This window comes from Mycobacterium noviomagense (genome assembly GCF_010731635.1).
In the GTDB taxonomy this organism is placed as follows: domain Bacteria; phylum Actinomycetota; class Actinomycetes; order Mycobacteriales; family Mycobacteriaceae; genus Mycobacterium; species Mycobacterium noviomagense.
Genome location: NZ_AP022583.1, coordinates 2,001,235 through 2,022,895, shown reverse-complemented (window position 1 = coordinate 2,022,895; position 21,661 = coordinate 2,001,235). Strand labels below are relative to the sequence as shown.

Here is a 21,661-nt window from a genome sequence, read left to right as displayed (position 1 = left end):
CGGTTACATCGTGAGATTGAAGTTGGGGTTGACGCCGTAGAGCGCCAACGCGGCAAACAGGGCAATGACCTGAACCGAAACCAGCGAGAACCGCATCGACCGGCCGACGGCCTCACCGACGCCGACCGGGCCGCCGCTGGCGGTGTATCCGTAGTAGCAGTGCGTGAGCATCACCAGACCGGCGATGATGATGGCCTCGACGAACGACCACAGCACGTCCTCGGGACGCAGGAATGACCGGAAATAGTGGTCGTAAGTGCCCGAGGGCTGGCCGTATAAGACCGTCGTGACGAGCTGCGGGGAGATGAACGACATCAGCATCGCCGCTGCATACAGCGGGATGATCACGATCAGGCCGGCCAGCGCCCGGGTGGACACCAGATATGCGATGGACTTGATGCCCATGACCTCGAGCGCGTCGATCTCCTCACTGATCCGCATGGCGCCCAACTCGGCCGTCGCGCCCGCGCCGACCGTGGCCGCGAGTGCGACTCCGGTCACCACAGGGGCGGCGATGCGCACGTTGATCAGCGCGGCGAAGAAACCGGTGAAGACGTCGAAACCGATGTAGCCCAGCGACGCAAAGCCCTGGATGGCGACCAGCGAGCTACCGGACAGCGTCACGAAAGCGACAATCGCGACGGTGCCACCCACGACAGCCATGGCGCCGGTGCCCATGCCGATCTCAGCGATGAGCCGCAGTACCTCTTTGCGGTAATGACGCAGTACCCAGGCAAACCCGATGGCGCCTTCGACCGCAAACACGGCCATGCGCCCCGCTTTATCGAATCCCCCAACCGCGGCGCTGGCGGAGCGGCTGACGTTGCGAGTGGCTCGGGGGAATCGGGAGCGCAGTACGGCGATCGTCGACATGTCAGCGCCCCGTTCCGAATCGGACACCGATGGTCGTCAGTATCACGTTGACGGCGTATAAGGCGACCACACACAGCACCACGGTCTCGTTGACGGCCACTCCTAACCCCTTCGAGCCACCCCGGACGGTCAGCCCGCGGTAGCAGCCGACCAGACCGGCGATCAGTCCGAAAACGGCGGCTTTGACGGTCGCGATGACGACTTCGGGCAAACCGGTGATCAAGGTCAGCGAGCTGAGGTAGGCGCCGCCCGACACGTTTTGCAGATAGACGCCGAAGATGTAGCCGCCGACCAGTCCCACCATGATCACGAGTCCATTCAGCAGGGTGGCGACCACGGTCGCAGCGAGGACGCGGGGCACGACCAGTCGGTGGATCGGGTCGATGCCGAGCACCTCCATCGCGTCGATCTCTTCGCGGATGGTGCGCGCGCCCAAGTCGGCGCAGATGGCCGTTGAGCCCGCGCCGGCCACCACCAGCACCGTGGTCAGCGGGCCGAGCTGGGTGACAGCGCCGATCGCCGCACCCGCGCCCGAGATGTCGGCAGCACCGGCCTGGGCCAGCAACACGTTGAGTGTGAAGGTAAGCAGCACCGTCAACGGGATCGAAACCGCAATAGTCGGCAAGATGCCGACCCGCATGATGAACCAGCACTGCAGGATGAACTCTCGCCATTGTGGCGGCCAGTGAAGGAGCGCCTTGCCGGTCAGCACACACATCCGGAAGAAGCCGCCGACGGTTTTGAGCGGCGGACCCACTTGGTCACGCACATAGTCGGTGAGCCGTGGCTGCTGCGTCGTCGTCACTAGTGCCCCCTCACGATCCGACCGCGAGCCCCCAGGTGTAGCGGCGGTTCATGTCGCACGCCTCCTCCTTGCCCCGCCCCTGGGTGGTGTGACCGCCGCCTCCCTACTCACAGGTAGTAAGAGAGACCACAGGACTGTACCCGATGCCTTCAGGACCGCACATCGCAATCCGCACAATTGGCCTCTCATGACACCCATAGTGAAATTGTCGTTATCGTCAGTTATCTGTTCTGGCTGGAGGACAGCTGTTTTCGGGGCCTGAGCGGGCCTCCGGTGCGCCGCCGTAGCGCCGGCGGAGCTCGGTCTTGAGCACCTTTCCGGCCGGGTTGCGCGGCAGCGCGTCGACGATTTCCAGGCCCTTGGGATGCTTGTAGCGCGCCAGCCGGTCGTTGAGGAACTCGTCAAGATCAGCGAGGCTCAGCTCGGTCTCGGGACCCACCGCTGCGACGGCAATGGGTACCTCTCCCCACTTCTCGTCCGCTCGCCCGATGACGGCAACTTCGACGATGGCGGGATGGCCCGCGAGGACGTTCTCCACCTCGGCGCAGTAGATGTTCTCTCCACCGGAGATGATCATGTCCTTCTTGCGGTCGACAACCCAGACGTAGCCCTCGTCGTCCATGCGCACGAGGTCGCCGGAGTGGAACCAGCCGCCGGCGAACGCCTCGGCGGTGGCTTCCGGGTTGTTCCAGTAGCCGCTCATCAACGTGGGCGCGCGGTAGACGATTTCGCCGACTTCGCCGACCGGTACGTCGTTCATGTCGTCGTCGACCACACGGGCGGCCACGGTCGGGATCACCTTGCCGACCGATCCCCGCTTTCTGATGGCGTCCTCGCCGAGCAGCATGCAGGTGACCGGCGACATCTCGGTCTGGCCGAACGCCGCCAATATCTGAGCGCCGGGGAAGGTCTCACACATCTGCCGCAGCAACGTATCCGACGCCGGCGCCGCCCCCCACGAGATCACCCGCAATCGAAGGTCGCGCGGATGGGCCTGCTGCTCGGCGCATACCGCCTGCCACTGTGCGGGAACCAGGAAGATCCCGGTGACTTTCTCTGCCGCCAACACATCCAGTAGCTGACCAGGGTCGAAAGCGCTCAGTGGATGAATCACCGTGGGGAGGCCGAGCAGCATGCCGGTCAGCATGTTGCCGATCCCGGCAATGTGGAAGAACGGGACACCGATGAACCCGACGTCGTTCACGTCGGCGCCGTGGGTGTAGAGCGCCGTCATCGTCTGGCCGGTGAGATTGGTGTGGGTGAGCACGGCGCCCTTCGGCCGTCCGGTGGTTCCGGAGGTATACATGATCAGCGCCGGCGAGTCATTGGGAACGTCGACCGGTTGGTGTGGATCCCCGGCCTCGTTCACCAGATCTTCGTAGCCCAGCAGGCCGTCCTCGGTGGCGCCACCGGCGACCACGATCGCGCTCAGGCTCGGCTCTATGTCGCGAACGGCAGTCGCCACCGCAGCCAGCACCGGTTCGGTGATCATCACCTGCGCGTCGCAGTCGCCTACCAGGAAGGCGACCTCGGTCGGTGTCAGCCGGAAGTTCACCGGTACCGCGATCGCGCCGATCATGTTGGCCGCCAGCACGGCTTCCATGAACTCCGGGCGGTTGAGCATCAGGATCATCACCCGATCGCCGAAGCCGACCCCTCGACGGCTCAACGCATCGGCCAGCGCGGCCACCCGGTGCCGCAGCTGCCCCCAGGTCAGGGTTTTGCCCAAGAATCTCAACGCCGCCGCTTGCGGTTGCATCAGCGCATGACGCTCGAGTTGGTTGACCCAGTTCTGGCGTCGCGAGAGGTAGGGCTGGTCCGTGGAGGCGGCCGTCTGTCCGGTCATCAGCGCGGTCAACTAGTGATGCCCCTTCCTCGGCGTTCGGCTCAAGTCGGGTTGATATTTGATCAAACTTCGTGTTGTGTGGGTCACATTATGGCCTGACGGCAGCTGAGACAAGTCCCCCGGAAATCCAAGGTGAACGCACCCCTTAAGGCATCTCCTTCCAGGCAGCCGCGCAGCTGGCGTCGTGTGCGCCGCGCGCAGTTGTCCGATGAGGTCGCAGCACATCTGCGTGCGGCGATCATGTCCGGCACGCTGCGTCCTGGGACGTTCATCCGGCTCGACGAGACCGCAGCCCAGCTCGGCGTCAGCGTCACACCGGTACGGGAGGCGCTACTCAAACTTCGCGGCGAGGGCATGGTGCAGCTTGAACCGCACCGCGGCCACGTCGTGCTGCCGCTGACCCGCCAAGACATCGCCGATATTTTCTGGTTGCAGGCCACCATCGCCAAGGAGCTGGCCGCCGCTGCCGCCAATCTGATCACCGACGCCCAGATCGACGAGCTTGACCACCTCAACGACGAGTTCACCGCAGCTGTCGGATCCGGCGACACCGAAGCGATCGCGTCGGCCGAGTTCGTTTTCCACCGCTCCTTCAATCTCGCCAGCGGCCGGATCAAACTGGCGTGGTTTCTGCTGCATGCCGCGCGTTATATGCCAGCACTGGTCTATGCCTCCGACCCGGAGTGGGGTGCGGCCGCGGCGGACAATCACCGGCAGTTGATCGGTGCGCTGCGCCGCCGCGACACCGCTGCGGTGGTCGAGCACACCGCGTGGCAATTCACCGACGGGGCACGTCGGCTCACTGAGAAGCTGGAACGGACGGGAATCTGGTGCTAACCGGGCCTATGTTGATTGGCCGCTAGCTGCTCGGCCCGCCGCTTGAGGTTGTCGGCAAGGTAGTCCAGCACGTCGTTGACCATCTTCTTGACCATCAGGCTGGGCACCGACATCTCGGTCTCGACGTCCATGTCGACCGTCAACAGCGACGTCGGACCCATCTCCACCACGCTGAACAGCTGCTCGTGCTTGGTGAAGTGGTCGCCCTGCTGCATGACCGTCTGAATCTGCGTCGGGCTCGGGTAGTACACGGCCTGGATGTAAGTGCCTTCGATGCCCTGCCACGCCATGTCCAGGCGCAGCTGGCTGGGACGCCCGTCGTCGTAGCGGGCCAGCACCCAAAGACCTTTGATCTCCTCATTCCACTGGGGGTAGGACTCGAAGTCGGCAACAATGCCGATGACGGAGGCCGCATGGGCCGCAACCTCGACCGTCTTGCTCACGAACGGCATTGGCCGAGCATACGTGGGAGGGCCGAACCGCTAACTGACACAGGCAGTCGACAGCAGCGCTCGAATGGCATCGGGAATCGGTACCGGTTTGCGGCTGGTCCGATCGACGTAGACGTGAACCCAGTGGCCGAGCGCGGCGGGCGGCTGCGGCTCGTCAGCGGCGAGTTCCTCGGCTGCCCGGAATAGTCCGAGTCGATAGGTGACGCTGGTGCGTCCGAGCCGAGTCACCGCCAGGCCGACGACGAGGCGTTGCGGGAAGTGGAGTTCGGAGAAGTAGCGGCAGCCCGACTCGGCGACGATTCCCTGGGCCGGCATGGTGACCGGGTTCACTTCGACGTTGGTGTTGATCCAGCCGTTGATCGCGGTGTCGAACAGTTGGTAGTAGACGGCGTTGTTGAGATGGCCGAACATGTCATTGTCGGCCCACCGGGTGAGCACCGGCCAAAGCACCGGAAAGTCGCGGCTGGTGAGGCTGTCCGGTGTAGGCGGAACCGACGTCATGGTTGTATTCCAACATGTTTCGAATTCGCGGCGCCGTGCTGGAGCGGATCGGACTGCCGCGGCCCTACGCGCGATCGAAGCCCATCACTGTGGTGGAGCTTGGTTTGGCGCCGCCTGCAACCGGCGAGCTTCTCGTTCGCATCGAAGCAGCCGGGGTGTGTCACTCGGACTTGTCGGTGGTCGACGGCAACCGGGTACGACCGGTACCCATGCTGCTCGGCCACGAAGCGGCCGGTGTCGTCGAGCAGGTCGGTGACGGCGTCACCGATCTGGTGGTCGGCCAGCGGGTGGTGATGGCGTTCTTGCCACGCTGTGGACACTGCGCGGCGTGTGCCACCGAAGGGCTTACCCCGTGCGAACCGGGCAGCGCCGCGAATACTGCCGGCACTTTGCTCGGCGGCGGTATGCGGCTGACCCGGGACGGCCAGCCGGTATATCACCATCTCGGCGTATCGGGGTTTGCGACTCGCGCCGTGGTCAACCGTGCCAGCGTCGTACCGGTGCCCAATGACGTCCCTGCTCCCGTCGCCGCGCTGCTCGGCTGCGCCGTGCTGACTGGCGGCGGAGCGGTGCTCAACGTCGGCGTCCCGCAACCCGGTCGGACGGTCGCCGTCGTCGGACTCGGGGGTGTGGGGATGGCTGCAGTGCTGACCGCATTGGCCTACGACGACGTTCGTGTCGTCGGCGTCGACCAACTGCCGGAGAAATTAGGGGCGGCCCGCGGCCTCGGCGCACACGAGGCCTACACGCCGCAGCAGGCCGCCGATGCCGGGGTGAAGGCCGCCGTGGTGATCGAGGCCGTCGGACACCCCGCCGCGTTGCAGACGGCGATCGACTTGACCGCTCCGGGCGGTCGGACGATCACGGTCGGGCTGCCGCCACCAGAAGCTCGAATCAGCTTGTCGCCGTTGGGCTTTGTCGCTGAGGGGCGTTCGCTGATCGGCAGCTACCTGGGTTCGGCGGTGCCCAGCCGCGACATTCCCCGGTTTGTGGAACTGTGGCGATCGGGCCGGCTTCCGGTGGAATCGCTGGTGTCGTCGAGGATCGCGCTTGAGGACATCAACGAGGCGATGGATCATCTCGCCGACGGCGCCGCCATCCGGCAACTGATCACGTTTGACTAAACCGGCACCAAGTCTGAAGCGACGGGCAAACATGTCTTCATGTCGCTGCGCAGTGTCTCCGTGGGGCCGGCGGGCTGCGCTGAAATCCCCGCTTCCGCAAGGGCATAACTCTTGAAAATCCGGGCCGCTCCGCTGAGCACATGCTGCACAGTGGTCGTGCGGCGCCCGACCGCCAACGGCCAACCGTCATCCCAGAGCGCGACTTCCGTCAGGCGATGGTCCAGGGCCTCGAACACCAACTCGCGGATACGTGGATGGGCTGCGAATACGTCGGCGCTGACGGCTAACCCTTGGCCGAGCCACGGTGCGCTCGCGGGCGCAAACTGCTCGTCGAGGTCGTCGGCGTGTACGCCGAGGATCTGCAACGGTCGGGTATCGCCGCGGTGCGGCAAGAGAACGTGGACATCCCAGCCGGCCGCCACTCTGTCATATAGCCATCCACCCGCCGAGCGCACCACATCGACGACGGTGTTCGCGACGACGTCGAGGCGATACGTCAGCACCCCGCAATAGGGATCGCTGAGTTGCTCCGATGAGCACGGGTTGTGCACCGGGGTGGAGGTCGTCATCGCATCCCTTCGGCAGTTCAAGCAAGGCCACGCCGGAGCATCGCGCCGGTCCACCCCAGCGTGACAGTTTCGGCCGGATCTGTAAAGTCGGTCAGTCCCGACCGGCGCGACGCGCCTTCAGTTCGGCGAGGACTTCCTCGGTGTGCTGACCAAGTTTTGGTGCGGTGGATCGCGGCGTCAACGGGGTCCCGTGGAAATCCGCGGGCGTCGCGGCCATCGCGACGGCTCCATCCGGGTGCGGTACGTCGACCAGACCGCCCGCGGCGTGGAACTGGGGGTCGGCCACGACATCCTCGAGCGAGTTGACCGGCGACCAGAAGAACTCCGGTTCGGCAGCGAAGATCTGCGCCCACTCGTCGAGCGGTTTGGTCGCGAAGATGTCGTCTAGCTGGGCGATGAGCTCGACGGCGTGGTGCGCGCGGGCGCGGGCATCGGAAAAGCGAGGATCGGTCAGCCAGTCGGGGTGGCCCACGACGCGGCAGAGTGCAGGCCAGTGCCGGTCGCCTTGCAAGCCGACGATCCAGAATCGCCGCCCGTCACCGGCCGTGTAGTTGTTCATGCACGGGTTGCCCATCGACTCGCGTTGCCCGACGGCGATGGTGTGGCCCGTCATCAGGTAGGTGTTCAAGTCGAAGCTCACGGTGTAAGCGCCCTGGCGATACAGCGACGTGCTGACCAACTGACCGGTGCCGGTTCGGCCGCGGGCAATCAGCGCCGCGCAGATCGCGGCCGCCAGCGTCATGCCGGCCATGTGGTCGCCCATGCCGCCCCGTTGAAACGGTGGCGTGTCACCGGGACGGGTCAAAAGATGAGCCACCCCGGCACGCGACCAGAACGCCGCGATGTCGTAGGCGGCCCGGTCGCCGTCGGGACCGGTTTCGCCGTAGCCGGTGATCAGCCCGTAGACCAGCCGGGGAAAGTCGGCGGCCAGCGATTCGTAATCCAAGCCGAGGCGCTGCAACGCGCCGAGGCGGATGTTCGTCACGAAAACATCTGCGCCACTGAGCAATTCGAATACAGTCGTGCGGCTGTCGTCGCTGGTGAGGTCGAGGACGATGCTGCGCTTGGAGCGATTGTCCATCTCGAACGGTGGGTTGGTGTCGAGATCGAGCCCCAGCATGCGCCCGAATGCGCGTCCCGGGTCGCCGGTCGGCGGCTCGATTTTGACGACGTCGGCACCCCAGTCCGCGAGGATGGCTCCGGCGGCCGGGCCGGCCACCCAGACACCGAGCTCGACGACTTTGACGCCTTCCAGTGGTCCGGCCATGGCCATACCCTGCCATGAACCATCGCTCGACGGTGTTTACAGAGCTGGCATGATTTGTAAGCTGAGGCGTGGAGGAACTATGAGCTTGGTCGCCGGGCGAGGCCCGCTGAGCAACGATCCCGCCGGGTGGTTCTCGCCACCGCTGCCCGACGACCCGGTGTACGTCGAGCCGCATCCGCGTCGCGTCCAGGGTTTCCGAGACGGACGAATGGTGATCGACACCGAGCGGGCATTGCTAGTGCATCGCCGAAATCAACCGCTCAGCTACGCGTTTCCCGCATCGGAGGTCGACGGGCTGCCCAACGAGCCGGTGCCGGAAGCACCCGGGTTCGTGCATGTGCCGTGGGATGCGGTCGACACGTGGCTGGAGGAGGGCCGCCGGCTCGTGCACTATCCGCCCAATCCGTATCACCGTGTCGATTGCCGGCCGACGCGGCGCCGGCTGCGCGTTCACATCGCAGGCGGGGTATTGGTCGACACCGACGACACCGTCATCGTTTTCGAGACCGCGCTGCAGCCGCGGCTCTACGTGGATCCGTCGCACGTCCGCACCGATCTGCTGCGGCAGACCGATACGTCGACCTATTGCAACTACAAGGGTTTCGCGACATATTGGCGGGCCGTCATCGGCGACACTGTGGTCGAGGACGTGGCGTGGAGCTATCCGGACCCGCCTGCGGAGAGCCTGCCAATCAGGGGCTACGTCAGCTTCGACGAGACGCGCGCCGACGTCGTTGCTGAACTCCCGCCTGCCACATGAGTCACGCCACGGAGTGGATAGTCAACGTGCCCGCCTAGCAGCGATTAGCCCAGCTAGGAATCGCTCGAAGGCGGGCACATCGGGTAGTCCCCCGCTGCAGAGACTGGCGTGGCCAGTGAGACACATGAACGGAAGTTAGAGCCGCGCTTCGGCTTTGATCGCGGTGTCGGTCTGCCTCAGCGGCCGGATCAGCGCTTCCTGAGCGAACGACGCGATCAACTCACCTTCTTCGGTGTGCACCGTGCCGCGGACATACGACATGCCCGCCCCGACCTGAGTGCTCTCGTGCGTGTAGAGCAACCAACCGGTCCACGACACGGGTTCGTGGAAGCTGACCGCGATCGTCATCGGCGCAGTCGACACGGTCAGGTGCGCCTGGCTGGTGCCGATGCCTTCGTGGGCGCGCATCGTGGTCGAGATGCCCAGGTGGCCGGTGAAATACGCGATCAGCGCCTTGGCCAGATCGTCGCGGGTGGGGATCGGGTCGTAGTGCAGCCAGGCATACAGCTCCGGCGGCCCGACCTCGTCGGGGCTGTTGACATCGATGACGTCGACCAGCCGGACTTCGCGACCGGCCATCGGCATGGGCGAAGGGTTCGCCGCAGCGGGCGGGGCCACCTCGGGACGCGGCAAGTGGTGGGTGATGACGTCAGGCGACGGGACGTCGGCGAGCGCGGTCACCGTGATGCAGCGACGGCCGTTCTGCTGCACCGACACGACAGCGGTTGCGGTGGAGCGACCCTCGTGCACGACGTCGATGTCGAATTCGACCGGCGGACCGACCATGACGGCGCGGACGAATACCGCGTGCGCGGAGCGCACCGACTTATCCGGAAACCGTTTGGCCACTGCGACAATCGCTTGCGCCAGCACCTGGGTGCCTTCCACCACCTGCCGCTCGTCTTGGCCCGCGATCCCCGTGTCGCCGGTGAAGCGGTCGGCTTCGGCGGCCTGCACGTCGAACAAGTCAAGCAGGCCGGTAACCGACCAATGGGTCTGCTCAGATTCCGTGGTCACACAGGGAGGGTGACATTTCCCTCGAAACTTGTAAAGCCTTACGGTTGGCCCGAGTCGATCACCAAGGCCCGGAACCGGTCGATGGTTTCCAGCGCGTGCGCCAAGCTGTCGCCTGGCAAGCTGACCTGCACCCAGGTGACGCCCAACGCAGCCAGCTTGTCGAGACCGGTCAGAAAGGCGTCAGCATTGAAGTCGTCGCTTGCCGGCCTGCCGCCGTCGAAGTTGGTGAATACCACGTCGATTACCGACCAATCCCGGCCCGCCGCCTCACAGCGGCGGCGCAAATCCTCGATGCCGGCGCCGAGCCGCTCGATCGAGTCGATGGCGGCCGTGCGGGCGGTCTGGGCCAGTGCCGCCGGGGCGGGGAACGGACACCAGCCGTCGCCGTGCTTGATGACGCGCCGGCGGGCCGCCCCGGTATTGCCGCCGATCCAGATCGGCGGGTGCGGCTGGCTCACCGGCCGCGGATGCGCGGTGATCCCTCGGGCGGTGAAGTGCCGTCCGTCGAAGGACAGGCCGTCGGTGGTCCACACCGCGCGGATCACTTCCAGCGCCTCATCGAACAGCTCGGCCCGTTCGTCGTAGTCGACCCCGAGGGCCGCGAACTCGCGTTTGAGGTAGCCCACGCCGACCGCCAGCGTGAACCGGCCACCGGACAACAAATCCAGCGTCGCGCCGGATTTGGCCACCAGGAACGGGTTTCGGTAGGGCAGTACCACGATGTTCGGGATCAGCCTCAACGTGGCCGTGCGCGCGGCGGCGAACCCCATCGCCACAAACGGGTCCAGAGCGTCATGACCGCCGGCGTCTAGCCAGCGCTGCGTGGGAGCAGGGTGGTCGGTGAACCCGAATCCGTGGAAGCCTGCCGCTTCAGCCGCTGCGGCGACCGTCGAAACACCCTGCCCGCTAACCAATTCCGGATGATACGGGTGGCTGTGCATGGGATGGGTGATCGAGAAGTACATGCTCGCCGTTTCGCTGGTAGCGCCGTTGCACCGAAACGGTACACGGTCGGTGGAACTTCCGTGACACTTGTCGGCTACTCTGTAAACCTTCGGTAGGCGTCGTCACAGGAGGTAAGGACACATCGAATGGCGTTGACAGTTGACCAGCTGACGCCGTTAGCCGAAGGCTTCTGCTTCGGTGAAGGCCCACGTTGGTTCGAGGGCCTGCTGTGGTTCTCCGACATGCTCGGCGAGGCGGTGCACACCGTCACGCTGGGCGGCTCGATGACGACGTTGCCGCTGCCTGGTCACAGCCCGTCCGGGTTGGGTTTTCGGCCGGACGGCTCACTGCTGATCACCTCCACCGAAGACCGGCTGGTTTTGCGCTATGACGGCGACAGCGTGACCACGATCGCCGACCTTGCCGAGGCGGTACCGGATGAGCTCGGCGATATGGTCGTCGACGACGCCGGGCGCGCCTACATCGGGTCCCAGGGCTTCCACGGCGGTGTGATCGTGCGCCTCGATCCCGACAATTCGGTGAGCGTCGTCGCTGAAGACCTAGATTTCCCTAACGGCATGGTGATCACGCCCGACCGAACGTTGATCGTCGCCGAGTCGATGGCGCGCCGGTTGACCGCCTTCCGCATCACCGAGGACGGTGCCCTCACCGACCGCCGGACCTTCGCCGACGGGCTGGACGGACCACCCGACGGTATCGCGCTGGACGCCGACGGCGGGGTGTGGACGGCGATGACTCTGCGCCACCAGTTCGAACGGATCACCGCCGGCGGCGTGGTAACGGACCGCATCGACATCGGCGAGCGGGCCGCCATCGCCTGCACGCTCGGCGGTCCGGCACGCCGTACCCTTTTTCTGTTGTCGAGCACCGATGTGTATCCCAAGCGGCTCAAGGGAACTCGGTTGTCTCGGCTGGACGCCGTCACCGTCGACATTCCCGGCGCCGGCCTGCCGTGACACTGGCGAAAGACGCATGAGCGACTCGTACTACGAGCTGGTCGACTCTGCCGATCCGTTGGGCGAGAAGTTCACTGCAACCGATCTGGTGCGCAGCACGTGGTCAGCGTCGATGCAGCACGCCGCACCGGTGTCCGCGCTATTGGTGCGGGCACTCGAGCGCTGCGCTCGCCGCGACGACACCCGGCTCAGCCGCGTCGTCGTCGACTTGCTGGGTCCCGTACCGGCGGAAGGCGACTTCTGGGTTCGCTCGCGGATCGAACGGCCCGGCAAGCAGATCGAGTTGCTTACCGCCGAGATGCTGGGCCTGGGGCCGGGCGGTCAGCCCAGACCCGTCGCCCAGGCCAGCGGGTGGCGGCTCCTGCAGCTCGACACAGCGGATGTCGTGAACGCGCCAGCCCCGCCGCTCGGGCCGCTCAGTCAAGGGCGCAGCCGCAACCTGGAAAAAGATTTCGACCGCAACTACGTGCACAGCCTGGATTGGCGCTGGCTCACCCCGCCCCTCGATGCCGGGCCGGGCGAATCGTGGATCAAGCCCACCGTCGATCTCGTCAAGGGTGAAACGATGTCGCCGCTGGAGCGACTCTTCGCGGTGGCTGATTGCGCCAATGGCATCGGGTCGAAACTCGACATCACCAAATGGACATTTCTCAACAACGACCTCGTTGTGCATGTGCACCGGATTCCGCAGGGCGAGTGGATTGGTATTCGCGCCGAAACCAGTTACGGCCCAGACGGTATCGGAACGACCGTGGGCACCCTGTTCGACGAGCACGAAGCGGTGGGCGGCATTCAGCAGTCCGTGCTGGTGCGCCGCCGAACCTAGCTTCCGCCGAGGATGTGGGGCCGGTCGGCGACGCTCAGCGAGCTTTTCGCTCTTTGGCCGGTGCGGGCGCCGGGTGCTGCGAGATGACCTCAACAAGCCGCAGGTGCATCGACTCGCCGGACCCGACCATGGCTGCGATCACACGTGCGACGTCGGCCGGTGCCACGCGAGCGGCGATCCCGGCGGACCGGATGATCGACGCCCGCACGCCGGTGCCGACGAATTCGGCGTCCAAGCCCGATAACCACGCGTCCAGGGCACGCCGGCACGCATTTGGTGGCGTCGCGCCGGCAAGGATGTCCGGACTGACCAGAACCACGTCGCCACGGCCACGCCTGATCATCGGCGGAATCACTTGTGCCGCAAGGTGTTGCGCGCCGAACATATCGCTTCTGGCGGCTGAGAGGCCAGCGTCGGTGATCAGCACGTCCACCTCGCCGACGAGATAACGCGCCGACTCGACGAACAAATCGATCGACGACGTGTCGGCCAGATCGAGGTAGGCAGCGAACGCCGTCGCGCCTTGTGCCCGAAGACGAGCGGCGAGCCGCTCACAGATCTCGGGGCGCCGGCTGCCTATCAGCACCAGATCGCCCCGACGAGCCAATCGCGCCGCCGTGGCGCGGGCTACCGGTGACGATGCGCCGGTCAGCATGACGGCGCGCGGAGGCTGGGCCGGCACGGCGGGCTCAGCTTCAGTCACGACCAGCGTCTAGGATTTGGTGGTCAGTTACCTCGCCGGCGGGCGGAAAGGCTCCCCCGAAGGACCAAGACAGTGGCACGAAAACAGCGTGACACTTCGACCAAAGTTTGTAAAGTTTTCAGACGTGAACCACCCGACGACCACCGACACCGACACTTCGACCCGGCAGCGGATCCTTGCGGCCACCGCCGAGGTGGTCAGCCGCAACGGCAAACGCAAGCTCAGCCTCTCTGACGTCGCCGCGCAGGCGCATGTCTCGCGTCCGACCCTCTACCGCTGGTTCGCGTCGAAAGAGGAGTTGCTGGATGCGTTTTCGAGCTACGAACGTCAGACTTTCGAAAGCGGTTTAGCCAAGGCAACAGCCGGTCTTAAGGGCGCCGACAGGCTCGACGCCGCCTTACGTTTCATCGTCGAATACCAATACTCCTACTCGGGCGTGCGCATGATCGACATCGAGCCCGAGCATGTGATCGCGCAGTTCTCCCGTGTCCTTCCGGAAATGCGTGAAGGACTGCAACGCCTGCTTCCGGGGCCCGGCGGCGCGGTCAAAGCCGCAGCCGCGATCCGGATCGCAATCTCGCACTACATGGTCCGAGCCGACGACGCCGAGCAGTTCTTGGCGCAACTCCGCCACGCTGTGGGCATCAAAGCGAGTGATTAGTCGAAAAGCACAGCGGCGTTGAGGTAGCCGGTCGGGTCGAAAGCCTTCTTGACCGTCCGCATCGCGGCGATGTCGGCCGGTTCGCGGGACATGCCGAGGTAAGCGCGTTTGCGGCTACCCACGCCGTGTTCGGAGCTGACGTTGCCGCCGCAGGCGGCGATCAACTCCATGATCGCCGCGCACAGGTCGGGTTCCTGCTCGCGCCCGCAACGCAGGACGTTCAGATGCAGATTGCCTTCGCCGATGTGGCCGAACAACAGCGACAGGGCGCCGGGAGCATAGCGGTCCACCAGCTTCGCAGCCTTGTGGGCAAAGCCGCAGATCGCCGACAGCGGCAGTGACACGTCGAATTTCACTGGCGGACCGTAGGCGCCGAGAACTTCCGGCACCGATTCCCGCACCCGCCAGAGCCGCTGCCGCGCGGCGACATCCACACCGACCGCGGGCTCGCCGCACAGCCACGCGCCGTCCAACGCGCCGGCCAGCCGCGGGGTCTGGTCGTGATCGCCCGCCAACTCCACCACCAGCAGCCAGTCCCCGCTCACCGGCGCCGCCACTCCGAGACGTTCTGCGGTCAGGGCACTTGCTTGGCCGTCGATCAGTTCCAGCGCCGCGATGCCGTCGAGATCGCGAAACACTCGCGCCGCATCGACCAATGCGCCGAGGTCGGAGAAGCCGCATATGGCGGTCACCCGGTGCGAGGGCGCCGGGTGCAGACGCAGGTCGAGCGCGGTGATGACGCCGAGGGTTCCCTCGGCGCCGACGAACAGCGCGGGCAAGTCGTAGCCGGTGTTGTCGGCACGCACCCTGCTGTGCCGGCGCAGCACCGAGCCGTCGGGCAGCGCGACGTCCAAGCCGAGCACCTGCGCGCCCATGTTGCCGTAGCGCACAGTGCGCAGTCCGCCGGCATTGGTGGAAGCCATGCCGCCGACGGTTGCCGTGTCGCGGGCGGCCAAGTCGACGCCGAAGACCAGACCGGCACCACTCGCAGCCTGCTGCACGGCGGCCAGCGTGGCCCCGGCGCCGACCTGGAGACGGCGCTCGACGCTGCCGACCGACCCGACGGTGTTCAGTCGCTCGGTGGACAGCAGCACATCGTCGTGCTCGGGGACGGTGCCGGCGACCAGCGATGTGCATCCGCCTTGAACGGTGACGTGTGCGCCGGCGTCGCGGCACACGCGCAGCACCTCGGCGACCTCGTCGGTGGAGCCGGGACGCACCAGCGCACTCGCTTGACCGCGGTGGCGGCCGGTGTGGTCGACGCTGCGGGCGGCCAGGACGTCGGAATCGGCGCTGATGTGCTTAGCTCCCACGACCGTGGACAGCCGCTGCAGCATGCGTGCGGTCATCGCGTGGGAGTATCACATGGCGACGCCAGGCCGAGACGGAGGCATTGATGGGACAGCGTGCGGATGTCCAGTTCAACTCCGGCCATGAACGGATCAGCGCCTGGCTGTACCGGCCGGAAACAACCGGCGATGCGCCGCTGCTGGTGATGGCGCACGGGCTCGGTGGTGTGCGCGCCATGCGGCTCGACGCCTACGCCGAACGCTTCTGTGCTGCGGGATTTGCCTGCCTGGTGTTCGACTACCGCAACTTCGGTGACAGCGAAGGCGAGCCCCGCCAGCTGCTTGACATCGGCATGCAATTGCAGGACTGGGCGGCCGCTGTTGCCTATGCCCGCACGCTGCCAGGGGTCGACGATCAACGAATCGGCTTGTGGGGCACCTCTTTTAGTGGCGGTCATGTGATCGCCACGGCGGCCCGGCTGCCGGGTATCGCGGCCGTCGTCGCTCAGTGCCCGTTCACCGACGGCATCGCCTCTACGCGCAAGATGAACCCATTGATCACCGCGCGCATTACCGCATTAGCGTTGCGCGATCTGGCCGCTGCCCGGCTCGGCAGGCCGCCGGTGATGGTGCCGGTGGTCGGCTACCCGGACGAGATCGCGCTGATGAACGCACCCGACGCGTACCCGGGATTCCTGCGGCTGCTGCCCGACGGGATGCAATTCCGGAACGAGGTCGCCGCCCGCTTCGCTATCAAGGTCCTCAGCTACCGGCCGGGCCGTGCGGCCACGAAGGTCATTTGCCCGATCTTGTTCTGTGTGTGCGAACGCGACTCGGTGGCACCCGCCGCGGCCACCCTGCGCCACGGCGCCAAAGCGCCACGAGGCGAAATTAAGGTCTATCCAGAAGGTCACTTCGACATCTACGTGGGAGACGCTTTCGACCGAGTCGTCGCGGATCAGCTGGCCTTCCTCGACATGCATCTGAAGCCAGGCGCTCGGTAGCCCCTCGCCAGGCGCAGCTTATACTACGTTCAGTCCGTACTGAACGTTCATGACGAGGTGGCAATGTCTCCTGGCGAAGCGGAGTTCGTCGACCGTGTCGGCTTGTTCTTCGAGATGCTGGGTGCCACCCGAACGATGGGCCGGGTCTACGGGTGGCTGATGATCTGTGACCCGCCGCAGCAATCGTTGTCGCAAATCGCCGAGGCGCTGTTGGTGAGCAAAGCATCGGTCAGCACTGTGGCGCGTCAACTCCAGGAGGGCGGCATGATCCAGCGGCTGCCCGCCGCGTCGCGCCAACATCATTACCGTGTCACCCCCGGGGGGTTCACCAGCGTCTTGAACGTGCAACTGGCACTGATGCGGCCCGGCATCGAAGTGGCCGAGTTCGGCCTGTCGCTGCTGGACAAGGATCGCGCCGAACAGCGTGAGCGACTGGAGGATTTCCGGGACTTCTGTGAGTTCTGCGTCAGCGACTACCGCGACGAACTGATGCGGCGGTGGAGCGAGTATCGCGCCGACAGGAGAAAGCGATGACAGAGCAGTCGGACAAGGTCGACTTCAGCAGCGTGCGCTGGGGTTCGGTGGAGTGGACCAACCTGTGCACTCTTTACCTGCGGGCATACGAAAGCCGTTCGGCGCACCCAGTTCTCGGTGACCACGCCGCCGCCGAGGCGGTAGACCGAATCGACTATGACTTCGCGCGGATGCGTTGGTCGATGCTGCCGGCGACCAACCAGTTCATGGTCACAATCCGCGCCAAGCAGCTTGACATCTGGGCCGCCGACTTCCTGCAGCGTCATCCCGATGCCGTTGTCCTGCACCTGGGCTGCGGGCTGGATACCCGTGCGTTTCGGCTTGAGACGCCACCGACAGTGCAGTGGTTCGACGTCGATGTCCCCAACGTCATCGACTTACGGCGCAAGTTGTACGACGACCACGACGGATACCGGATGATCGGCTCGTCGGTGACCGATCCGCAGTGGCTGGAACAGACCCCTGCGGGTGGCCCCGCGTTGGTGATCGCCGAAGGGCTGCTGATGTACCTCACCGCAACCGAAGTCCGTGATCTGCTGCAGCGGGTGACCGATCGTTTCAGCACTGGCGAACTGCTGGCTGACCTGGAATCACCGTGGGGCCCAAGGCTTTCCCGGATCTTTACGTCCGGCATCGTCAAATGGGGCACCCGAGGCGGCGGCGAACTCATGCAGTGGATCCCGCGGCTGGAGCTGCTTGAGACGGCGCCGCTCATCGATCCGGCGAAGATTCCGCTGAGGCCGCAACGGCTGCTTTATCGGATGCTGTTCGCAATCCCGTTCGTCAGGAATATCGACCGGCTGTATCGCTTTCGGTTTTGACGTCGTCGCCGAGCGACCACTCCGCTCGGATCGACTCGTCGCGGATCAGGCCTCGCAGCAGCGCGGTGCTGAATTCGGCGGCGATCTCCTTGGCGGTGCGTCGGCCGCTGGGCCGCAGCCAGCGGTAGCTGCCCAGCGTCATCCCGATGTAGCCGAGCGCCAGTACGTGGGAGTCGCAGTCGTAGAACTCGCCACTGGCGATGCCGCGGTCGATCAGGCCGTGCACGTGTTCGTAGACCTGGGTTTCCTTTTCGCGGATCTCGGCGACCTGTTCCTCGGTGAACCATTCGGTGATGTACGGCTGCTCCTGGAAATACACAGCGGCCTGCTCGGGGTTGCCGGCGATTCCGGTGAGCAGCCGGACGGTGTACTGGTAGAGCGCCTCGCGGGCCGTCCACGACGGGTCATCGTGTACGGCAGCCAGCGTGCCCTCGGCAGCCCGGCGGTAGATGTCGAAGAGGATCAGCGACTTGCTGGCGTAGTAGTGATACACCGTTGCCTTGTTCAACCCCACGACATCGGCGACGTCGTCCATCCGGGTGCCGTGGTAACCGCGCGCGGCGAACAGCTTGGTGGCAACGGCCAGCAGCTCCTCGCGGCGGGAAAGCCCATTCGGGCTGGTGCTGTCGGATGGCATGTCTACTCGTTTCGGCAGTGTCGATCAACTAGTTGGATACTCTATTCAAGCCGCTCATCGGCTGTCGCGCCGTTGCCGGGTGGGACTAGACTGCGGAGCTAGAAACGTCGCGGTCGAGATGAGGTGGTCACATGGATCCGGATCCCAGCTACGACTTTTCCGACGAGCTCGAGTTCTTCTTCAAGTACTTCACCTGGGGGTTGCGCGGGGTGACCGACGGCCAGGGCTACCCGCCGCCGGCGTATCCACCGGTTTAGAGCGCCTTCAGTTCCTCGGTCACCTCGGACACTGACTTCTTCGCGTCACCGAACAGCAAGGTGGTGCCCTCGGCATAGAACAGCGGGTTGTCGATGCCCGCGAAGCCCGAATTCATCGACCGCTTGAGCACGATCACCGATTTGGACTTGTCCACGTTGAGGATCGGCATGCCATAGATGGGCGAGTTCGGCTCGTTGCGCGCGGCCGGGTTGGTGACGTCGTTGGCGCCGATCACGAGCGTGACGTCGGTCCGGGCGAACTCGTCGTTGATGTCGTCCATGTCCTTCATCGCGTCGTAGTCGACTTCGGCTTCGGCGAGTAGCACGTTCATGTGCCCGGGCATCCGGCCGGCGACCGGGTGGATCGCGTATTTGACCGGCACGCCGCGGGATTCGAGCAGGCTCGCCATGTCCTTGACGGCGTGTTGGGCCTGTGCGACGGCCATGCCGTAGCCAGGCACGACGATCACCTGGTTGGCGTAGGCCATCTGGATCGCGGCGTCGGCGGCCGAGGTGGACTTGACGTGCTTGTCGCCGCCGCCGTCGCCGCCGGGAGCCACGCCGCCGCCACCGAACCCGCCGGCGACGATCGCCGGGATGGAGCGGTTCATCGCTTTGGCCATCAGGTTGGTCAGGATGGAACCGGAGGCGCCGACGATCATGCCGGCGACGATCATCGCGGTGTTGTTCAGCGCGAGGCCGGCTGCGGCGGCCGACAGACCGGTCATCGCGTTGAGCATCGAAATGACGACGGGCATGTCGGCACCGCCGATAGGCAGCACCACCATCAGGCCAAGCACCCCGGCAGCGGCGAGCAGCCCGATCATCCACCACAACGCCACCCCGCCGGTGCCCGGATGCGCGCCGAGTCCGATGACCACTGCGCACACCACGGCCGCCACCAGCAACAACAGATTCAGCGGCTGTTGCGCCTTGCCGATGCCAATCGGGCGGCCGGAGATGATCTCCTGGAGCTTGCCGAACGCGATGATCGACCCCCAGAACGAGATCGACCCGATGATCGCGGCGAACAGCGAAGCGACCACGATGTGCACGGTCGGCGACTCGCCATACCGGAATGCGGAGAACCCAGCCGTCTCGATGAACTCCGACAGCGAAATCAACGCGACGGTGCCGCCGCCCACGCCGTTGAAGAACGCCACCAGTTGCGGCATAGCGGTCATCTTGGTCAGCCGTGCCGGTGGAACGCCGAGCACGACGCCCAGGACCAGGCCGGCAATGATCAGCGGCCACTGGTGGGTGTGGCGGATCATGACCAGGGTCGCCGCCACGGCGATGGCCATACCCACCGCGGCGATCAGGTTGCCGCGGACCGCGGTCTTGGGCCCGGTCAGACCCATCAGGCCGTAGATGAACAGCGCGAACGAGATGATGTAGAGGATCGTGACCAGGTAGCTCATCGACCCTGCCCGTCCGTCCCAGTTTTAACGGGGCCCGATTGTCCGGCTCCTCCTCGGGCCGCATCGTCGCCGGACGTCACAGGCGCCGGCTTCTTGCCTTTGAACATGCCCAGCATCCGGTCGGTGACAATGAAACCGCCGATGACGTTCAGGGTGCCGAAGACCAACGCGACAAACAGAATGATCTGCAACGCGATCGACGGGTGCTCGATTCGACCGAGCAGCACCAGCGCGCCGAGGACGACGATGCCGTGGATGGCGTTGGTGCCCGACATCAGCGGGGTGTGCAGCGTGTTGGGCACCTTGGAAATCACCGCAAAGCCGACAAACCCGGCGAGCACCAGGATCGCCAGATTGGCCAGAAGGTCGTTGTACATCTAGCTGTCCTCTCCCGCTGTTGCGGTCACGCATGCCGCCGCCACCACTTCATCGTCGAAATCGGGCGCCAGCTTCCCGTCCTTGACCAACAGCTCCAACAGGGCCGTGATGTTTTTGCTGTAAAGCTCGCTGGCGTGCTCAGGCATGGTCGCCGGCAGGTTGAGCGGCGAGGCGATGGTGACGTCGTGCTTGACGACGGTGCGGCCGGGCTCGGTCAGCTCGCAGTTTCCGCCGGCCTCCCCCGCCAGGTCCACCACCACACTGCCCGGCTTCATCCCTTCCACCGCCGCAGCGGTCACCAGCCGTGGCGCCGGGCGGCCCGGAACCAAAGCAGTGGTGATCACCACGTCAAACCCGGTGATCGCCTCCTCCAACGCTTTCTGTTGCTGCTCGCGTTCTTCTTCGCTGAGCTCGCGTGCGTACCCGCCCTCACCAGTAGCTTCGATGCCCAACTCCAGCCACTGCGCCCCCACCGAGCGGACCTGGTCGGCCACCTCGGGCCGCACGTCGTAGCCGGTGGTGCGCGCACCCAGTCGTTTGGCCGTCGCCAGCGCCTGCAGGCCGGCCACGCCAACGCCGAGCACGAGCGCCGTCGCCGGCTTCACCGTGCCTGCCGCGGTGGTCAGCATGGGGAAGAACCGTGTCGACTCCCAGGCGGCCAGCAGCACCGCTTTGTATCCCGCGACGTTGGCTTGCGACGAAAGCGCATCCATCGACTGCGCCCGCGAAATCCGCGGGATCGACTCCAACGCGAACGCCTGCACACCCGCCGCCCGCAGCGCCTCGATCTGATTGTCGGCGTTGCGTGGGGCAAGAAAGCCGATCAGGGTCTGGCCGCGGTGCAGCCGGGCGACCTCCTCGGCGGTCGGCGGCGCAACCTTGACGACGATGTCGGCGGCCCACGCGTCACCGATGCTGGCACCGACGGCCGTGTAGAGCTCGTCGGGCAGCAGCGCCCCTCCGCCCGCACCGGATTCGACGACGACCGCGACACCGCTTTTCGTCAGCGGCGCCACCGCCTTGGGCACCAGCGCGACCCGCCGCTCGTCCGTCCCTGACTCGGCGACCACCCCAACCGTCGTCTGCGTATCTGTCATCGCGCGTACATCTACTTTCCTGCGCCGTTGGATTGCCCCGCTACCCTAACCCGATGGCCC

The 21,661-nt window shown here is 65.6% G+C and carries 25 protein-coding genes; 10 read left to right on the top strand and 15 right to left on the bottom strand.

The window, feature by feature from the left end; translation table 11 throughout:
- Positions 1-3: 3 nt before the first annotated feature.
- From G6N15_RS09335 to fadD5, 3 genes are all read right to left on the bottom strand, one after another.
- Entirely contained in the window at positions 4-873 is an 870-nt protein-coding gene (locus G6N15_RS09335; protein ID WP_083089063.1) for an MlaE family ABC transporter permease, read from the bottom strand.
- A 1-nt stretch (position 874) separates the two neighbouring features.
- Positions 875-1,591, bottom strand: a complete 717-nt coding sequence (locus G6N15_RS09330; RefSeq protein ID WP_372506523.1) for an MlaE family ABC transporter permease — start codon at positions 1,589-1,591, stop codon at positions 875-877.
- 304 nt (positions 1,592-1,895) lie between these two features.
- Positions 1,896-3,524, bottom strand: a complete 1,629-nt coding sequence (gene fadD5, locus G6N15_RS09325; protein ID WP_083089061.1) for a fatty-acid--CoA ligase FadD5 — start codon at positions 3,522-3,524, stop codon at positions 1,896-1,898.
- A gap of 132 nt (positions 3,525-3,656) precedes the next feature.
- Here fadD5 and G6N15_RS09320 point away from each other — a divergent pair, with 132 nt between their 5' ends.
- Positions 3,657-4,361, top strand: a complete 705-nt coding sequence (locus G6N15_RS09320) for a GntR family transcriptional regulator (protein ID WP_083089060.1) — start codon at positions 3,657-3,659, stop codon at positions 4,359-4,361.
- On the opposite strand, the gene G6N15_RS09315 is transcribed toward G6N15_RS09320, so the two are convergent.
- Both G6N15_RS09315 and G6N15_RS09310 read right to left on the bottom strand, forming a co-directional pair.
- Positions 4,358-4,813: an SRPBCC family protein gene (locus G6N15_RS09315; protein WP_083089059.1), complete on the bottom strand. Its 456-nt coding sequence runs from the start codon at positions 4,811-4,813 to the stop codon at positions 4,358-4,360. The two genes, G6N15_RS09320 and G6N15_RS09315, sit on opposite strands and share 4 nt — an antisense overlap.
- A gap of 30 nt (positions 4,814-4,843) precedes the next feature.
- A complete protein-coding gene (locus G6N15_RS09310) occupies positions 4,844-5,314 on the bottom strand; it encodes an acyl-CoA thioesterase (protein ID WP_083089058.1) in 471 nt (156 codons plus the stop codon).
- A gap of 14 nt (positions 5,315-5,328) precedes the next feature.
- On the opposite strand from G6N15_RS09310, the gene G6N15_RS09305 reads away from it, so the two are divergent.
- A complete protein-coding gene (locus tag G6N15_RS09305; protein ID WP_083089057.1) occupies positions 5,329-6,438 on the top strand; it encodes an alcohol dehydrogenase catalytic domain-containing protein in 1,110 nt (369 codons plus the stop codon).
- On the opposite strand, the gene G6N15_RS09300 is transcribed toward G6N15_RS09305, so the two are convergent.
- Both G6N15_RS09300 and G6N15_RS09295 read right to left on the bottom strand, forming a co-directional pair.
- Positions 6,435-7,007, bottom strand: a complete 573-nt coding sequence (locus G6N15_RS09300; protein WP_083089056.1) for a hypothetical protein — start codon at positions 7,005-7,007, stop codon at positions 6,435-6,437. The genes G6N15_RS09305 and G6N15_RS09300 overlap by 4 nt on opposite strands.
- A gap of 91 nt (positions 7,008-7,098) precedes the next feature.
- Positions 7,099-8,274, bottom strand: coding sequence for a CaiB/BaiF CoA transferase family protein (locus tag G6N15_RS09295; RefSeq protein WP_163748007.1), 1,176 nt, complete (start codon positions 8,272-8,274; stop codon positions 7,099-7,101).
- A 79-nt stretch (positions 8,275-8,353) separates the two neighbouring features.
- Between G6N15_RS09295 and G6N15_RS09290 the strand changes: the two genes are divergently transcribed.
- Positions 8,354-9,034: a DUF427 domain-containing protein gene (locus G6N15_RS09290; protein ID WP_083086773.1), complete on the top strand. Its 681-nt coding sequence runs from the start codon at positions 8,354-8,356 to the stop codon at positions 9,032-9,034.
- 135 nt (positions 9,035-9,169) lie between these two features.
- Here G6N15_RS09290 and G6N15_RS09285 read toward each other — a convergent pair whose 3' ends face one another.
- Both G6N15_RS09285 and G6N15_RS09280 read right to left on the bottom strand, forming a co-directional pair.
- Entirely contained in the window at positions 9,170-10,051 is an 882-nt protein-coding gene (locus G6N15_RS09285) for an acyl-CoA thioesterase (RefSeq protein WP_083086776.1), read from the bottom strand.
- A 38-nt stretch (positions 10,052-10,089) separates the two neighbouring features.
- Entirely contained in the window at positions 10,090-11,016 is a 927-nt protein-coding gene (locus tag G6N15_RS09280) for an LLM class F420-dependent oxidoreductase (protein ID WP_083086778.1), read from the bottom strand.
- Positions 11,017-11,142: 126 nt separating this feature from the next.
- On the opposite strand from G6N15_RS09280, the gene G6N15_RS09275 reads away from it, so the two are divergent.
- Positions 11,143-11,973: an SMP-30/gluconolactonase/LRE family protein gene (locus tag G6N15_RS09275; protein WP_083086781.1), complete on the top strand. Its 831-nt coding sequence runs from the start codon at positions 11,143-11,145 to the stop codon at positions 11,971-11,973.
- Positions 11,974-11,989: 16 nt separating this feature from the next.
- Entirely contained in the window at positions 11,990-12,799 is an 810-nt protein-coding gene (locus G6N15_RS09270; protein ID WP_083086783.1) for a thioesterase family protein, read from the top strand.
- 34 nt (positions 12,800-12,833) lie between these two features.
- On the opposite strand, the gene G6N15_RS09265 is transcribed toward G6N15_RS09270, so the two are convergent.
- Positions 12,834-13,502, bottom strand: coding sequence for an SDR family NAD(P)-dependent oxidoreductase (locus tag G6N15_RS09265; protein ID WP_083086786.1), 669 nt, complete (start codon positions 13,500-13,502; stop codon positions 12,834-12,836).
- A gap of 124 nt (positions 13,503-13,626) precedes the next feature.
- Here G6N15_RS09265 and G6N15_RS09260 point away from each other — a divergent pair, with 124 nt between their 5' ends.
- Positions 13,627-14,163, top strand: coding sequence for a TetR/AcrR family transcriptional regulator (locus tag G6N15_RS09260; RefSeq protein WP_083086787.1), 537 nt, complete (start codon positions 13,627-13,629; stop codon positions 14,161-14,163).
- On the opposite strand, the gene G6N15_RS09255 is transcribed toward G6N15_RS09260, so the two are convergent.
- On the bottom strand, positions 14,160-15,500 hold the full coding sequence (locus G6N15_RS09255; protein ID WP_083086908.1) for an FAD-binding oxidoreductase: 1,341 nt from the start codon (positions 15,498-15,500) through the stop codon (positions 14,160-14,162). The two genes, G6N15_RS09260 and G6N15_RS09255, sit on opposite strands and share 4 nt — an antisense overlap.
- Positions 15,501-15,559: 59 nt before the next feature.
- Here G6N15_RS09255 and G6N15_RS09250 point away from each other — a divergent pair, with 59 nt between their 5' ends.
- The 3 genes from G6N15_RS09250 (at position 15,560) to G6N15_RS09240 (ending at position 17,811) form a co-directional block, all read left to right on the top strand.
- A complete protein-coding gene (locus tag G6N15_RS09250; RefSeq protein ID WP_083086791.1) occupies positions 15,560-16,456 on the top strand; it encodes an alpha/beta hydrolase in 897 nt (298 codons plus the stop codon).
- 63 nt (positions 16,457-16,519) lie between these two features.
- Positions 16,520-16,990 carry a GbsR/MarR family transcriptional regulator gene (locus G6N15_RS09245; RefSeq protein ID WP_083086794.1) on the top strand — a complete coding sequence of 157 codons (471 nt, stop codon included), beginning with the start codon at positions 16,520-16,522 and terminating at the stop codon, positions 16,988-16,990.
- Positions 16,987-17,811 (top strand): class I SAM-dependent methyltransferase, encoded by an 825-nt coding sequence (locus G6N15_RS09240; RefSeq protein ID WP_083086796.1) that lies wholly within the window; start codon positions 16,987-16,989, stop codon positions 17,809-17,811. Before G6N15_RS09245 ends, G6N15_RS09240 begins: the two co-directional genes overlap by 4 nt.
- On the opposite strand, the gene G6N15_RS09235 is transcribed toward G6N15_RS09240, so the two are convergent.
- Positions 17,774-18,448 carry a TetR/AcrR family transcriptional regulator gene (locus G6N15_RS09235; RefSeq protein ID WP_083086799.1) on the bottom strand — a complete coding sequence of 225 codons (675 nt, stop codon included), beginning with the start codon at positions 18,446-18,448 and terminating at the stop codon, positions 17,774-17,776. The genes G6N15_RS09240 and G6N15_RS09235 overlap by 38 nt on opposite strands.
- A gap of 131 nt (positions 18,449-18,579) precedes the next feature.
- Between G6N15_RS09235 and G6N15_RS09230 the strand changes: the two genes are divergently transcribed.
- Complete coding sequence (locus tag G6N15_RS09230) at positions 18,580-18,705, top strand: hypothetical protein (RefSeq protein ID WP_004571620.1); 126 nt, start codon at positions 18,580-18,582, stop codon at positions 18,703-18,705.
- On the opposite strand, the gene G6N15_RS09225 is transcribed toward G6N15_RS09230, so the two are convergent.
- From G6N15_RS09225 to G6N15_RS09215, 3 genes are read right to left on the bottom strand one after another with little or no spacing between them, the layout of a single operon-like run.
- A complete protein-coding gene (locus tag G6N15_RS09225; RefSeq protein ID WP_083086802.1) occupies positions 18,702-20,126 on the bottom strand; it encodes an NAD(P)(+) transhydrogenase (Re/Si-specific) subunit beta in 1,425 nt (474 codons plus the stop codon). The two genes, G6N15_RS09230 and G6N15_RS09225, sit on opposite strands and share 4 nt — an antisense overlap.
- Positions 20,123-20,503, bottom strand: a complete 381-nt coding sequence (locus tag G6N15_RS09220) for an NAD(P) transhydrogenase subunit alpha (RefSeq protein ID WP_083086805.1) — start codon at positions 20,501-20,503, stop codon at positions 20,123-20,125. Before G6N15_RS09220 ends, G6N15_RS09225 begins: the two co-directional genes overlap by 4 nt.
- The gene (locus tag G6N15_RS09215; protein WP_083086818.1) at positions 20,504-21,601 is read right to left on the bottom strand and encodes a Re/Si-specific NAD(P)(+) transhydrogenase subunit alpha; all 1,098 of its coding nucleotides are present in this window, start codon (positions 21,599-21,601) and stop codon (positions 20,504-20,506) included.
- Positions 21,602-21,661 lie beyond the last annotated feature (60 nt).

Coding starts and splice junctions, on each gene's coding strand:
- G6N15_RS09300 (WP_083089056.1), bottom strand. CDS start 7,007: ATGACGACCTCCACCCCGGTGCACAACCCGTGCTCATCGGAGCAACTC.
- G6N15_RS09215 (WP_083086818.1), bottom strand. CDS start 21,601: ATGACAGATACGCAGACGACGGTTGGGGTGGTCGCCGAGTCAGGGACG.
- G6N15_RS09305 (WP_083089057.1), top strand. CDS start 5,329: ATGTTTCGAATTCGCGGCGCCGTGCTGGAGCGGATCGGACTGCCGCGG.
- G6N15_RS09335 (WP_083089063.1), bottom strand. CDS start 873: ATGTCGACGATCGCCGTACTGCGCTCCCGATTCCCCCGAGCCACTCGC.
- G6N15_RS09225 (WP_083086802.1), bottom strand. CDS start 20,126: ATGAGCTACCTGGTCACGATCCTCTACATCATCTCGTTCGCGCTGTTC.
- G6N15_RS09250 (WP_083086791.1), top strand. CDS start 15,560: ATGGGACAGCGTGCGGATGTCCAGTTCAACTCCGGCCATGAACGGATC.
- fadD5 (WP_083089061.1), bottom strand. CDS start 3,524: ATGACCGGACAGACGGCCGCCTCCACGGACCAGCCCTACCTCTCGCGA.
- G6N15_RS09290 (WP_083086773.1), top strand. CDS start 8,354: ATGAGCTTGGTCGCCGGGCGAGGCCCGCTGAGCAACGATCCCGCCGGG.
- G6N15_RS09235 (WP_083086799.1), bottom strand. CDS start 18,448: ATGCCATCCGACAGCACCAGCCCGAATGGGCTTTCCCGCCGCGAGGAG.
- G6N15_RS09330 (WP_372506523.1), bottom strand. CDS start 1,591: ATGTGTGTGCTGACCGGCAAGGCGCTCCTTCACTGGCCGCCACAATGG.
- G6N15_RS09315 (WP_083089059.1), bottom strand. CDS start 4,813: ATGCCGTTCGTGAGCAAGACGGTCGAGGTTGCGGCCCATGCGGCCTCC.
- G6N15_RS09245 (WP_083086794.1), top strand. CDS start 16,520: ATGTCTCCTGGCGAAGCGGAGTTCGTCGACCGTGTCGGCTTGTTCTTC.
- G6N15_RS09295 (WP_163748007.1), bottom strand. CDS start 8,274: ATGGCCGGACCACTGGAAGGCGTCAAAGTCGTCGAGCTCGGTGTCTGG.
- G6N15_RS09255 (WP_083086908.1), bottom strand. CDS start 15,500: ATGCTGCAGCGGCTGTCCACGGTCGTGGGAGCTAAGCACATCAGCGCC.
- G6N15_RS09220 (WP_083086805.1), bottom strand. CDS start 20,503: ATGTACAACGACCTTCTGGCCAATCTGGCGATCCTGGTGCTCGCCGGG.
- G6N15_RS09280 (WP_083086778.1), bottom strand. CDS start 11,016: ATGTACTTCTCGATCACCCATCCCATGCACAGCCACCCGTATCATCCG.
- G6N15_RS09270 (WP_083086783.1), top strand. CDS start 11,990: ATGAGCGACTCGTACTACGAGCTGGTCGACTCTGCCGATCCGTTGGGC.
- G6N15_RS09275 (WP_083086781.1), top strand. CDS start 11,143: ATGGCGTTGACAGTTGACCAGCTGACGCCGTTAGCCGAAGGCTTCTGC.
- G6N15_RS09230 (WP_004571620.1), top strand. CDS start 18,580: ATGGATCCGGATCCCAGCTACGACTTTTCCGACGAGCTCGAGTTCTTC.
- G6N15_RS09240 (WP_083086796.1), top strand. CDS start 16,987: ATGACAGAGCAGTCGGACAAGGTCGACTTCAGCAGCGTGCGCTGGGGT.
- G6N15_RS09310 (WP_083089058.1), bottom strand. CDS start 5,314: ATGACGTCGGTTCCGCCTACACCGGACAGCCTCACCAGCCGCGACTTT.